Genomic DNA, 12634 nt, shown 5'->3' with positions numbered 1-12634 from the left:
AAGAAATAGAGGAACATATGAGAGATTTTGAATTAAATTTAACTCCTGAACAGGAATCAAAAAGACAATATGAATACATGGAAAAGGCAAAAGAGTTAGTTTTTGCAAAAGAAAAGGAACTAGGTAGAAAGTTAACTTTTTCTGTTGTAACATTTGGCTGTCAAATGAATGCTAGAGATTCTGAAAAACTTGTTGGTATTTTAACAGAAATGGGCTATGTTGAAGTAGAAGATGAACATGCTGATTTTGTTGTGTATAATACATGTACAGTTAGAGAAAATGCGGACAACAAGGTTTGGGGAAGATTAGGATATCTTCAAAACTACAAAAAGAAAAATCCACATATGATCATTGGATTATGTGGTTGTATGATGCAAGAGACCGGTGTAATTGAAAAATTAAAGAAAAGTTATAAGTATGTTAATTTGATTTTTGGTACACATAATATTTATAAATTTGCAGAACTTGTATATAGATGTTTATCAACAGATAAACAAGTTATTGATGTATGGAAAGAAAATGATAAAATTGTTGAAGATTTACCAATTAAACGTAAATTCAAATTTAAATCTGGAGTTAATATCATGTTTGGATGTAATAACTTCTGTAGTTATTGTATTGTTCCATACGTTAGGGGAAGAGAAAAGAGTCGTGAGCCTAAGGATATTATTAGAGAAATAGAAGGTCTTGTAGCTGATGGAGTATGCGAAGTTATGTTATTAGGACAAAATGTAAATTCTTATGGTAAAAACTTAGAAAATCCAATGACTTTTGCAAATCTATTACGTGAAATTAATAAAATCGAAGGATTAAAACGTATAAGATTTATGACATCTCATCCAAAGGATTTGTCAGATGATTTAATTTTAGCAATGAAAGAATGTGATAAGGTATGTGGTCACATGCATTTACCACTTCAATCAGGAAGCTCGAGAATTTTAAAAATCATGAATAGACATTATGATAAAGAAAAATATTTAGATATTGTTAGAAAATTAAGAGAAACTATTCCTGATATTGCTATTACAACAGATATTATTGTTGGTTTTCCTGGAGAAACAGAGGAAGATTTTCAGGAAACATTAAATGTAGTAAAAGAAGTTGAATATGATAGTGCCTTTACATTTATTTATTCAAAACGTACAGGTACTCCAGCTGCGACAATGGATAATCAGGTTCCACCAGATGTTGTTAAAGAAAGGTTCAATCGTTTGCTAAAAGAGGTACAGGAAATATCAGCTAAAAAAGCAAAAAGTTTAGAAGGCAAAGTTGTACCGGTCTTAGTAGAAAGTTTAAATGATCATGATGATTCCTTAGTAACAGGTCGTTTAGAGAATAATCTTGTTGTTCATTTTAAAGGAACAAAAGATATGATAGGTAACATATATAATGTTAAATTAGAAGAATCAAAAGGATTTTATTTCTTAGGAGGCTTAGCATAATGCCCCAGAAGATGGGAAAAAATGATATATTGTTACTCGTGTTTTTAGGAATAATTTTTGTTATGTTTTTTACCTTCTTTTACCTTTTTGAGGTAAGGGAAGGTAAAAATATTGTTGTCACAGTTGATGGAGAAGAATATGGTAAATATACGCTTTCCAAAGATCAGAATATTCAAATAAAAAAAAATGGTAAAGTGACAAATGAAATTCAAATAAAAGACGGAAAAGCATCCATGAAATGCGCCAATTGTCCGGATAAGTTGTGTGTTAAACAGCATGCAATTTCTAAAAAAAATGAAACAATAGTGTGTTTGCCTAATAAGGTAGTTGTTACAGTGACTGATGATAATAATAAAAATGATAAAGACAAGAATAACAGTGATTTAGATGCAATTTCTAAGTAATATATGCACTAAGTTGGAGAGGATATTTTGCAAAATAAGAAGATAACTAGAATGGCTTTTTTTACAGCACTTGCTATGATTTTTAGTTATATAGAAACTATGATACCATTTAACATAGGAATTCCAGGAATTAAATTGGGCTTGGCAAATATTATTGCAGTATGGGCGCTGTATGTATTTGAATTTAGGGAAGCAGTTTTGATTTCCTTTTTAAGAGTGGTTTTGATAGGATTTTTATTTGGAAATCCTGTTGGAATTATTTATTCACTATCAGGTGCAGGTTTGAGTCTTATTGTAATGGGAATCCTAAAAAAAACGGAATTATTTCATTGTATTACAATAAGTATTTATGGTGGAGTGTTTCATAATATCGGTCAAATTATAGCAGCTGTTTTTATAGTTGAAAATTATAAAATAATTTATTATGTACCGGTTTTGATGATAGTTGGTACATTTACAGGCCTTTTGATAGGTATAGTTTCATTCGAAGTATTGAAAAGAACTATACATATTTTTAAAAAGGAAGTATAGTAAAGTGCTGTGAATAGCTAATGAAGATCATAGAATAGAATTGCATATTATAAAATTATAAGGTGAGATTATGTATAGATATATAAAAGGACAACTTACAGAAATTGATGCTGGTAGCATCGTAGTTGAGGCAGCAGGAGTAGGATACAGTTTAATAGTTTCTGCGCAAACACTTAATTTGGTTCCACAAATTGGACAAGAAGTGAAGGTATACACTTATTTAGCTGTACGTGAGGATGCTATGATTTTGTATGGCTTTTTAAATAAAGATGAACTGAATGTTTTTAGATGTTTGATAGGAGTAAATGGTGTCGGCCCCAAAGTTGCAATTGGAGTTTTATCATCATTAACAACTAATGAAATTAGATTTGCAATCGCGGCAAAAGATAATAAAGCTATTTCGAAAGCACCAGGTATAGGTCCTAAAACAGCACAACGAATTATTTTAGAATTGCAGGATAAACTTAAACTTGAAGATGCAATTAATAGTAATTTAAAAGAAGGTGTGTCTAATGTTAATAGTCAGACTAACAGAATTAAGGAAGATGTTATTTTAGCATTAAATTCTTTAGGATTCAGTTCTTCAGAATCTTTAAATGCTGTTTCGAAGGTTACAATAACTGATGAAATGGATAGTGATGACGTTTTGAAGGCTGCTTTAAAAAATATATAAAAACAATTTTTGAGAGGCTAAATAATGGAAAAAAGAGTTATTTCAACAAAGATACAAGAAGAGGATATAAAAATTGAGAAAACTCTTAGACCGCAGACGTTAGATGATTATGTGGGACAAGAGAAAATAAAAAATAATTTAAAAGTATATATTGAAGCAGCTAAACAGAGAAGGGAAGCATTAGACCATGTATTATTTTATGGACCTCCAGGTTTAGGAAAAACTACGTTAGCTAATATTATTGCAAATGAAATGGGAACAAATATTAAAGTTACATCAGGTCCTGCAATTGCAAAACCGGGTGAAATGGCTGCTATTTTAAATAATCTTTCAGAGGGCGATGTACTTTTTGTTGATGAGATTCATAGATTAAATAAACAAGTTGAAGAAGTATTGTATCCTGCAATGGAGGATTTTACTATTGATGTGGTGATTGGAAAGGGCGAGTCAGCTAGGTCTATACGTTTGAATTTACCACATTTTACATTAGTTGGTGCAACAACAAGAGCTGGAATGCTTTCTGCACCATTGAGAGATCGATTTGGTGTAGTAAGTCATATGGAATATTATAACGTTGATGAATTAAAATCTATTATTATTGCATCTGCTTCAAAACTTGATGTAGGAATAGATGATGAAGGTGCCTTTGAGTTGGCAAGACGATCTAGAGGAACACCACGTTTAGCAAATCGTTTATTAAAGAGAGTTAGAGATTTTGCAGAAGTTAAGTATGATGGAATTATTACATATGATGTCGCAACTTTTGCATTAGATTTATTAGAAGTTGATAAATATGGATTAGATAAAAATGATAGAAATATTCTTATGACCATAATTGAAAAATTTGGTGGAGGACCAGTAGGAATAGAGACTTTAGCGGCTTCTTTAGGTGAAGATTCAGGAACAATAGAAGATGTTTATGAACCTTACCTTGTAAAGAATGGTTTTATAATTAGAACACCTAAGGGGCGAGTAGCTACAGAACTGGCTTATAATCATTTTAGGATAAAGAGACCGGAAGATTTAGAGTAATAATATCTATCTGATTGTTTTACATAATCTTTATATATGATATAATCAAATAAATGAAAAATCTTTGTTTAGTTTGGGGGAATAGTATGTCAGCAAAAACAAGTGCAGAAGTAGTTATAGGTGGAAAAGTTTATACTTTGTGTGGATATGAAGAAGAAGAGTATCTACAAAAAGTTGCTATTTATATCAACAATAAGATTCAAGAATTAGATGAGAATGAAGATGTAAAGAGATTATCAACTCAAATGAAATCGACATTGTTGGAATTAAATATTGCAGATGACTACTTTAAGGCGAAAGATTTAGTACAAAAATTAGAAAATAATATTGAAGCAAAAGAAAAAGAAGTATATGATTTAAAACATATTTTAATTTCAAATCAAAAGCAATCTGATGAAGATCAGGAGATGATAAAGAGGTTGAAAGAGGAAAATAAAGAACTCTTGCTTAACAAAGAACGCTTAGAAAAGGTGTTAGAAGAGCAACTTCTAGAGAATGATAATTAAAATATGTTTTTTCGTTATTTCATAAATATTTTGTTGAATTTTTTGAGGTGAATTTTTAACAATGAATAGAAATATTATGGAATTATTAGCACCAGCTGGTTCACTTGATATTTTTAAGGCAGTAATAAGGGCAGGAGCGGATGCAGTTTATGTTGGAGGTAGTGCTTTTGGCGCAAGAGCATATGCTAATAATTTTACAGAAGAAGAAATGTTTGAAGCAATAGATTATGCACATATTCGTAATAGAAAAGTATATATGACAGTTAATACTTTAATGAAAAATAGGGAAATAAAAGAAGAATTAGTTGATTTTTTAAGACCTTATTATGAGCATGGTTTAGATGCTGTTATAGTACAAGATTTAGGTGCAATAGATATTATTAGAAAAGAATTTCCAGATTTGCCTATACATTCAAGTACACAAACCACTGTAACAGGTGTTGAAGGTGCTAAATTTATGAAAAATTTAGGTGTAACAAGAGTTGTAACGGCCAGAGAGATGGATTTATCTGAAATAAAAAGAATTCAAGACGAAGTTGGGATAGAAATTGAGACATTTGTTCATGGTGCGTTATGTTATTGTTATTCTGGACAATGTTTATTAAGTAGTATTCTAGGTGGAAGAAGTGGAAATAGAGGAAGATGTGCTCAACCATGTAGATTGCCATATTCTGTTTTAGATAATAAAAAAGAAGAATATGTAAGAGATAAATTTGTGTTGAGTCCAAAGGATCAAGCATTGATAGAATATTTACCACAAATGATTGAACATGGTATTTTTTCTTTGAAAATTGAAGGAAGAATGAAACAGGCAACTTATGCAGCAGGTGTAGTTTCTGTATATAGAAAATATTTAGATAAAGCAATCGAATATTACGAGGGTGGCATAGAATCATATAAAGTAAGCAAAGAAGATTATCAAATGTTAATGGATTTAGGTAATCGTTGTGGCTTTACAGATGGATATCTTAGAGAGCATAACGGAAAAGATATGATTACAATATCTAAGCCAAATCATGAGAAGACTAAAGGACAGTTGCAGGATTTAATTACTGCAAAATACGTAGATAAAGAAGAATATATTCCAATTAAAGGAAAGCTGTTTCTGCATAAAAACGCAGAAGCTTTTATCGAAGTAAAAAAAGATGATATTACTGTAAATATTCATGGTAATATTGTTGATGTTGCTCAAAATAGACCTTTATTACAAGAAGATGTTCGCAAGAGAATGAATAAAACAAAAGATACACCATTTTGTTTTGAATCATTTGAAATTGATATGGATGACGATATTTTTGTGCCAAATGGAGTATTGAATCATTTAAGAAGAGATGCATTAGATGCATTAAAAGAAAAAATGTTACAAAACAAGGCGGAGAGAATTGAGTTATCATTACCGGTGACAGAGAATCAAGAATCGAAAGCTGAAAATAAATCTTCAAATGAATTTAATATAATTTGTTCAATAGAAGATAGAAAAGTATTAGATTCGGTTTTGAAGCATGAAATGGTAAATGATATATATTTAGAAAGCGTTGCATATGCAAAAGCTTCGTTACTTGAAGAAATTAAAGAAGATATAAGCAAGATAAAAAAGAGTAATAAAAAGGCTTATTTTGTTTTACCAGCTATTTTTAGATATAATACTTCAAAAAGTTATAAGAACATAATACCAAGTATTGTAAACATGAATATTGATGGCTTTGTAGTTAAGAATTACGAAGAATTTCAATATATTTTAACAATTAAAAAAGAGTTAAATGTCGATTTTATAGTAATTCTTGACCATAATATGTATACGTATAATGATTTTTCGATAAATGAATTTACAAAAAAAGGTGCAGATATTGTTACTGTTCCTATCGAGTTAAATAAAAAAGAAATTTCACAAAGAGTAAACGATAATTCGGAAATGATTATTTATGGTTATTATGGTTTGATGACATCAGCTCAATGTGTAAAGAAGACTACATTTGGTTGTGATAAGAAGAAAACAGTAACATATTTAAAGGATAGGTATAACAAACTGTTTCCAGTTAAAAACTATTGCGATGAATGCTACAATGTGATTTATAATACTTTGCCAGTTTATTTATTGGACAAAGTAGATGAGATAAAGAAAATGAACATTAATAGATTTCGACTTAATTTTACGATTGAGTCAAAGCTAGATGTAGATAAAATTATAGCGGAAATGGAAAAAAGAGTGAAAAAGCCATCTGAAAAAGCAGCAATAAGTGTTAATGATTTTACAAGAGGACATTATAAAAGAGGAGTTGAATAAAAAATGGATCATTTAGTGATGCTGATTTCTAAGTATATTATGATTTTTTTGTTTCTGATATATACATTTGAATGTTTTCATGTATTTAAGTTTACTGAAAATAAAGAAAAACAAAAATCAATATATAAAAAACAGCGAAGAAATATTTTTCTATTACATTTTATGGGTTTTTTGGTTATTTTTATATCGACTTTAAACCCGTTTATAATTGGATTTTACTTGATGCAGGTAGTGTTATTTAGTGGTATTTTCCTAATATATAAGATGTTTTATAAAAAAGCATCTGAGTTACTTTTAAATAATATGTGCATGTTTTTAAGTATAAGTTTTATAATAATTACTAGAATTTCAGTGGAAAAAGCTATGAAACAATTTATGATATTAGTTTTGGCAGCAATTTTTTCGTTGTTAATTCCATTAACAATAAGAAACGTGAAATTTTTTAGAAAATTTACATGGATGTACGCAGCAGTTGGCATTTTGTCTTTGCTTCTTATTTTGGTAGCTGGTAGGACAAGTTATGGAGCAAAATTATCTGTTTCTGTACTTGGCTTTTCATTTCAGGCATCTGAATTTGTTAAAATTTCATTTGTTTTTTTTGTAGCATCTATGCTTGAAAAAAATGTGGATAGAAAAAGATTAATTATAACGACTTCGATAGCAGCATTGCATGTTTTGATTTTAATAGCGTCAAAAGATTTAGGAAGTGCGTTTATTTTCTTTGTGACATATACTATGATGCTTTATGTTGCAACAGAAAATGTATTATATTTATTTGGTGGCTTTTTTTCAACTTTTTTAGGCTTATTTATAGCCTCACAATTATTTAGTCATGTCAAACAAAGAATAGTAGCTTGGAAAAATCCTTTAAGTGTAATAGATAAAGAAGGATATCAAGTCTGTCAATCATTATTTGCCATAGGAACTGGTGGCTGGTTTGGATTAGGGCTATGTCAAGGAAGACCAGATAAGATACCTGTTGTAGTTCAGGATTTTATTTTTGCAGCTATATCAGAGGAATTAGGCGGAGTCTTTGCATTATGTATTATAATGATCTGTATAAGTTGTTTCTTGATGATTTTGAATATTTCGATTGAAATGAAAGATTCTTTTTATCAGATGATAGCATTAGGATTGGGAACTACATATGCAATTCAAGTCTTTTTGACTATTGGAGGGGTAACTAAATTTATTCCATCGACTGGAGTAACTTTACCATTAGTAAGTTATGGTGGAAGTTCATTGCTCTCGACAATGATTATTTTTGGAATAATCCAAGGTTTATATATTATTCATTATGATAGATATATTGATAACAACAAGGGTAGTGGAACAGGTAAAACAAATTCACAACATGTTGGAGGTGGAATAAACAGTGAGTCAAAATACACACTTGAAGAATATGATTAATAAAATAAAAGATTTTTTAAATTCGAATCAAGCTGAAGTTGATAGACAAGAAAATGTAAAGAAAAGTAATAAACAATATACGGTCGTAATGTACATCTTTTTCTTTATGTTTTTGTGCTTAATGGGATATTTTTTGTATTTTCAAATGGTTGCACGAGAAAAATATGTAAACAGTCCATATAATTCATTGCAAAACGTAATGGCTGAACACGTAGATAAAGGAAAAATATTAACAAATGACGGAAGGGTTTTGGCAGAGACACAAATATCAAACGATGGAACAAGAAAGAGAGTATATCCATATAATAATCTTTTTGCTCATGTTGTTGGATATGATACACATGGTAAAGCAGGTTTAGAAAATAAAGAAAACATAAAACTTACTACTTCGCACGATGTTATGTTTACTCAACTTTACAATGAAGTTACTCAGAAAAAAAACAAAGGTGATAATATTATTACCACGCTTGATTATGATATTCAAAAAGTTGCATATGAAGGTTTAGGAAAATTTGATGGTGCTGTAATTGTAATTCAGCCTTCTACAGGGAAGGTTTTATCGATAGTTTCAAAACCAGATTTTAATCCAAATTTGATTGATGAAAACTGGAAACAACTGATTTCAAGCACAGATTCAGTATTATACAATAGAGCAACACAGGGAAAATATACTCCAGGTTCAGTGTTTAAGATATTTACTACTCTTGAATATTATAATGAAAATAAATCAACATATAAAGATTTTAAATATCGATGTAGAGGCGGTGAGGCAGCTTCGAATGGTTATATTCTTCATGATGCTGGTAATGAAAAACATGGTCTTGTGAATTTAAAAACTGCTTTTGCTGAATCATGTAATTCTGCATATGCTCATATAGCAAAATCTTTGGATGCTAAAGGGTTTACAGCTTTGTGTGACAGTTTACTTTTTGGTAAAGATTTACCTCTTAATCTAGAAACATCAAAGAGTAAATTTAGTTTTAATGATAATGACTCGGATTTTATTAAAATGAGTACAGGTATTGGACAAGGAAAAACATTAGTTTCTCCATTGCATATGGCTTTAGTAGCCTGTGCTATTGATAATAATGGTATTTTAATGAAACCATATTTGGTTGATAAAGTTCAAAATGCAAATGGAGATACAATTTCGGAAACTAAGCCTAAAAAATATAAGGAACTACTTGAACAGAATCAATCAGGCATAATGCAAGAATACATGGAGGAAGTAGTTAAAGAAGGTACAGCAACGAGATTAAAAGGACAGTCATATAAATGTTTTGGTAAGACTGGTACAGCGCAAATTGCAGATTCTGATGATACAACAAATGCATGGTTTGTCGGATATGGTAAAAAAGAAGGTTATGAAGATATTGCAGTTGCAGTTGTTGTTGAAAAATCAGGTTATGGAAGCAAGTATGCAATTCCGGTTGCTAAAAAAATATTTGATAAATATTTTAATACTAAAAATTAATTATTTGCCTATTATCGAAAAGTCAGTTATACTAAATAATATAATGAAAATTAGGAGAAGAGGATGAAATGGTATAATAATTTATACATAAGTCCATCAGCAAAAAAGAAATCAAAAAAAATAGTTTGGAAAATAAAGCATAAAGCGGGTTTGATAAATGTGTATGTTATATCTTTAGCATCTAATTCAACCAACTTGCTAGATATTATACCATCAAGTGACCTGCTTTTTTTATCTTATCCAAGGAATGATGTAAAAGTTTTAGGAATAGCAAAGGGTTATGATGAAGCTGTAGAATTAGCATGTCAGATTGTAATGGAAGTGTATAGTAATACAGGTTCATTTAAAGTAAGGAAATATTTTCAAGATTCATTTAAGGAGGTCAGTCGATGAACTTCTTATTGATTTTAAAGATATTGTTTAAACTTATAGTCATTTTATTATGTTTGATATTATTTGTTATAGTCTCTATTTTATTTTATCCAATAAGATATAAGGTTAAAGGGAAAATAGATACAGAAAACAATTATATTAATGTTGATGGAAAGGTATCATGGCTATATCACATTTTAAATGCGTATTTTTATGCAAAAAAAGAGAATAAAGATGATCTTGATACAGAAGTGTACCTTAAAATATTTTTTTATAAGAAATATTTTGTTTCGAGTCAAGAAAAGAATGTGATTAAATCAGAATCAGAAGTAGATAGTTTTGAAGAACAGTTAAACTTAAATATACAGACTACTGATGATATAAAAACAATTTCTAAGAGCAACGAAAAAAGTGTGTTTTTAGATATTGCAGAAAATGAGAAGAATGTAGTACATGAAGAACATTCAGATGATAGAGGATATGTAGTACAAGCAGAAACTGAAAAACATGAAGAACATAAAAATTATACAGAAACTATAGAAGATAAAGGTGTAACGAAAAATAATGACGAAATCAATGTATCCTATCCTAAAAAGATAGTCACGATGTTGATGAAATTTTTTAAGAAAGCAAAGTCGTTATTCATAATTAGAAAAACTGGATTAAAAAAGCAGAAATTTAAAAAGAAAAAACAAAAAAAATATAATAAAATTGTTGGACTCTACAAGAAAATTGTTAGGCTATATAATAAAATTAAGGCTATATATAAAGACCCTAATTTTAAGTATACGGTTTTATTTTTAAAAGTAAAGGTTATAGCTCTTTTGAAGATAATATTTCCAAAAAGATTTAAAGGTACAGTAGAGTTTTCTTTGAATGATCCAGATAAAACAGCAATGATTACATCATTTTTTGTATTGTTTCCTGTTTTTTATAAAAAAGGTGGAGGTAATATATATCCTGATTTTAAAACAAACAAGAAGTATGTTTTAGCTGATTTTGAATTAAAGGGACATTTTATGCTATTTAATATAATCATTATTTTACTTCAAATTTGGTTTGATAAAAAAGTAATGAAGCTTTATCATAAAATTAAAAGAGTAAAGAGAGCATAGTGTCTAGAAGTGAAAATAAAAAAGGAATGCGGAGGGATAAAAATGTCAGAAAATTCATTTAATAATACTGTAGAATCATTATTTAAAGGTATGGATAGTTTTATTTCGACTAAAACTGTTGTAGGCGATGCAATTCATATTGGAGATACTATTATTTTACCATTAGTTGATGTTTCATTTGGTGTTGCAGCTGGTGCATTTTCAAAGAAAGAGTCGGAAAGTGGAGCAGGTAGTATGGGTGGAAAAATTATGCCTAGTGCTGTTCTAGTTATTCAAAATGGTACAACTAGATTAGTTAATGTTAAAAATCAAGATAGTATTACTAAGATTTTAGATATGGTTCCAGATTTTGTTGATAAATTCAATGAGTTTAGAAAGAATAAAAAAGAAAACAAATTAGATGATATTGACGAAAATGTAAAAGAAGAAGCAAAAGCTGAGATGGAAGATATTCTTTCAAAGTCTATAGAAAACAATAATTAGAAAAAAATCCCAATCAATTCTAGGTATTTCTAGATATTGTTTGGGATTTTTTCAGATAAAAAATATCAGTAGTTACGATTATACCAAAAAAGCTGCTAGATAATCCTTCTAACAGCCTTCTCTAAGGATATCATCACTATGCTCTTTCAACTTTACCTGATCTTAAGCAAGAAGCACATACATATAACTTCTTAGATGCTCCATTAACTTTACAACTTACACGTTTGAGGTTAGATTTCCAAACTCTGTTTGATCTTCTATGAGAATGGCTAACTTGATTACCATAATGAACGCCTTTTTCACAAATTGCACATTTTGCCATGATATTGCACCTCCTTGCATCTCACTAAGTTTTACTATCATTTATATCGGATAGTAAATACTCACAACGATAATATTTTATCAGATGGAGAATATTATTGCAAGAAAAAAATTAAAATTTAAGGGAAAAATTATTTTGTTTATAAAAGATGGTTTGCTTTTTAATAAAAATTAGGTATAATATATTATAACTACGTCACAATTTCATGGAGGTAAGATATGAAAGGGCAAATGGATACCCAATATGGGAAAATTTTGATTGATGATGATGTTATAGCAACATATGCAGGCTCTGTAGCAGTAGAGTGCTTTGGAATTGTTGGTATGGCAGCGGTTAATATGAAAGATGGTCTTGTTAAATTATTAAAAAGAGACTATATGGCTCATGGCATTTCCGTTAATGTTAATGCAGAGAATAAGATTACAATAGATTTTCATGTGATAATTGCTTATGGAATAAGCATTAATACAGTATCAGATAACTTGATGGATACAGTTAAATATAAAGTTGAAGAATTTACAGGCATGGAAATTGATAAAATCAATATTTACGTCGAAGGCGTACGTGTTATTGATTAAGGAGGACT

14 protein-coding genes are annotated in these 12634 nt (G+C 29.4%); 13 read left to right on the top strand and 1 reads right to left on the bottom strand.

Going from position 1 to position 12634, the window contains the following annotated elements; translation table 11 throughout:
- Positions 1–17 precede the first annotated feature (17 nt).
- The 12 genes from miaB (at position 18) to BLV79_RS01505 (ending at position 11726) form a co-directional block, all read left to right on the top strand.
- The gene (miaB, locus tag BLV79_RS01560) at positions 18–1442 is read left to right on the top strand and encodes a tRNA (N6-isopentenyl adenosine(37)-C2)-methylthiotransferase MiaB (RefSeq protein WP_074715557.1); all 1425 of its coding nucleotides are present in this window, start codon (positions 18–20) and stop codon (positions 1440–1442) included.
- On the top strand, positions 1442–1846 hold the full coding sequence (locus tag BLV79_RS01555) for a NusG domain II-containing protein (protein ID WP_074715555.1): 405 nt from the start codon (positions 1442–1444) through the stop codon (positions 1844–1846). Before miaB ends, BLV79_RS01555 begins: the two co-directional genes overlap by 1 nt.
- A gap of 27 nt (positions 1847–1873) precedes the next feature.
- Positions 1874–2377, top strand: a complete 504-nt coding sequence (locus tag BLV79_RS01550) for a Gx transporter family protein (RefSeq protein WP_330389905.1) — start codon at positions 1874–1876, stop codon at positions 2375–2377.
- Positions 2378–2447: 70 nt separating this feature from the next.
- Positions 2448–3050, top strand: coding sequence for a Holliday junction branch migration protein RuvA (gene ruvA / locus BLV79_RS01545; protein ID WP_074715549.1), 603 nt, complete (start codon positions 2448–2450; stop codon positions 3048–3050).
- 24 nt (positions 3051–3074) lie between these two features.
- Entirely contained in the window at positions 3075–4082 is a 1008-nt protein-coding gene (gene ruvB, locus BLV79_RS01540) for a Holliday junction branch migration DNA helicase RuvB (RefSeq protein ID WP_074715546.1), read from the top strand.
- Between the two features lie 86 nt (positions 4083–4168).
- A complete protein-coding gene (locus BLV79_RS01535) occupies positions 4169–4588 on the top strand; it encodes a cell division protein ZapA (protein ID WP_074715543.1) in 420 nt (139 codons plus the stop codon).
- A 61-nt stretch (positions 4589–4649) separates the two neighbouring features.
- Positions 4650–6872, top strand: a complete 2223-nt coding sequence (locus BLV79_RS01530; RefSeq protein ID WP_074715540.1) for a peptidase U32 family protein — start codon at positions 4650–4652, stop codon at positions 6870–6872.
- A gap of 264 nt (positions 6873–7136) precedes the next feature.
- The gene (locus BLV79_RS01525) at positions 7137–8282 is read left to right on the top strand and encodes an FtsW/RodA/SpoVE family cell cycle protein (RefSeq protein ID WP_242871409.1); all 1146 of its coding nucleotides are present in this window, start codon (positions 7137–7139) and stop codon (positions 8280–8282) included.
- Positions 8248–9756, top strand: a complete 1509-nt coding sequence (locus tag BLV79_RS01520) for a peptidoglycan D,D-transpeptidase FtsI family protein (RefSeq protein ID WP_242871408.1) — start codon at positions 8248–8250, stop codon at positions 9754–9756. The genes BLV79_RS01525 and BLV79_RS01520 overlap by 35 nt, the downstream gene beginning before the upstream one ends.
- A 63-nt stretch (positions 9757–9819) precedes the next feature.
- Complete coding sequence (locus tag BLV79_RS01515) at positions 9820–10149, top strand: hypothetical protein (protein WP_074715533.1); 330 nt, start codon at positions 9820–9822, stop codon at positions 10147–10149.
- Positions 10146–11243: a hypothetical protein gene (locus tag BLV79_RS01510; protein ID WP_074715530.1), complete on the top strand. Its 1098-nt coding sequence runs from the start codon at positions 10146–10148 to the stop codon at positions 11241–11243. Before BLV79_RS01515 ends, BLV79_RS01510 begins: the two co-directional genes overlap by 4 nt.
- 42 nt (positions 11244–11285) lie before the next feature.
- The gene (locus BLV79_RS01505; protein ID WP_074715527.1) at positions 11286–11726 is read left to right on the top strand and encodes a GerW family sporulation protein; all 441 of its coding nucleotides are present in this window, start codon (positions 11286–11288) and stop codon (positions 11724–11726) included.
- Positions 11727–11862: 136 nt separating this feature from the next.
- On the opposite strand, the gene rpmB is transcribed toward BLV79_RS01505, so the two are convergent.
- Positions 11863–12048 carry a 50S ribosomal protein L28 gene (gene rpmB, locus BLV79_RS01500; RefSeq protein WP_074715524.1) on the bottom strand — a complete coding sequence of 62 codons (186 nt, stop codon included), beginning with the start codon at positions 12046–12048 and terminating at the stop codon, positions 11863–11865.
- A gap of 218 nt (positions 12049–12266) precedes the next feature.
- Here rpmB and BLV79_RS01495 point away from each other — a divergent pair, with 218 nt between their 5' ends.
- Positions 12267–12626: an Asp23/Gls24 family envelope stress response protein gene (locus BLV79_RS01495; RefSeq protein ID WP_074715521.1), complete on the top strand. Its 360-nt coding sequence runs from the start codon at positions 12267–12269 to the stop codon at positions 12624–12626.
- Positions 12627–12634: the final 8 nt, after the last annotated feature.

The sequence above is a fragment of the Lachnobacterium bovis DSM 14045 genome (assembly GCF_900107245.1).
Lineage (GTDB): Bacteria > Bacillota > Clostridia > Lachnospirales > Lachnospiraceae > Roseburia > Roseburia bovis.
Note: the sequence above shows the minus strand (reverse complement) of the source record. Positions and strands in the feature narration are given on the sequence as shown.

Coding starts and splice junctions, on each gene's coding strand:
- BLV79_RS01510 (WP_074715530.1), top strand. CDS start 10,146: ATGAACTTCTTATTGATTTTAAAGATATTGTTTAAACTTATAGTCATT.
- BLV79_RS01525 (WP_242871409.1), top strand. CDS start 7,137: ATGTTTTATAAAAAAGCATCTGAGTTACTTTTAAATAATATGTGCATG.
- BLV79_RS01495 (WP_074715521.1), top strand. CDS start 12,267: ATGAAAGGGCAAATGGATACCCAATATGGGAAAATTTTGATTGATGAT.
- BLV79_RS01505 (WP_074715527.1), top strand. CDS start 11,286: ATGTCAGAAAATTCATTTAATAATACTGTAGAATCATTATTTAAAGGT.
- ruvA (WP_074715549.1), top strand. CDS start 2,448: ATGTATAGATATATAAAAGGACAACTTACAGAAATTGATGCTGGTAGC.
- ruvB (WP_074715546.1), top strand. CDS start 3,075: ATGGAAAAAAGAGTTATTTCAACAAAGATACAAGAAGAGGATATAAAA.
- BLV79_RS01555 (WP_074715555.1), top strand. CDS start 1,442: ATGCCCCAGAAGATGGGAAAAAATGATATATTGTTACTCGTGTTTTTA.
- miaB (WP_074715557.1), top strand. CDS start 18: ATGAGAGATTTTGAATTAAATTTAACTCCTGAACAGGAATCAAAAAGA.
- BLV79_RS01515 (WP_074715533.1), top strand. CDS start 9,820: ATGAAATGGTATAATAATTTATACATAAGTCCATCAGCAAAAAAGAAA.
- BLV79_RS01530 (WP_074715540.1), top strand. CDS start 4,650: ATGAATAGAAATATTATGGAATTATTAGCACCAGCTGGTTCACTTGAT.
- rpmB (WP_074715524.1), bottom strand. CDS start 12,048: ATGGCAAAATGTGCAATTTGTGAAAAAGGCGTTCATTATGGTAATCAA.
- BLV79_RS01535 (WP_074715543.1), top strand. CDS start 4,169: ATGTCAGCAAAAACAAGTGCAGAAGTAGTTATAGGTGGAAAAGTTTAT.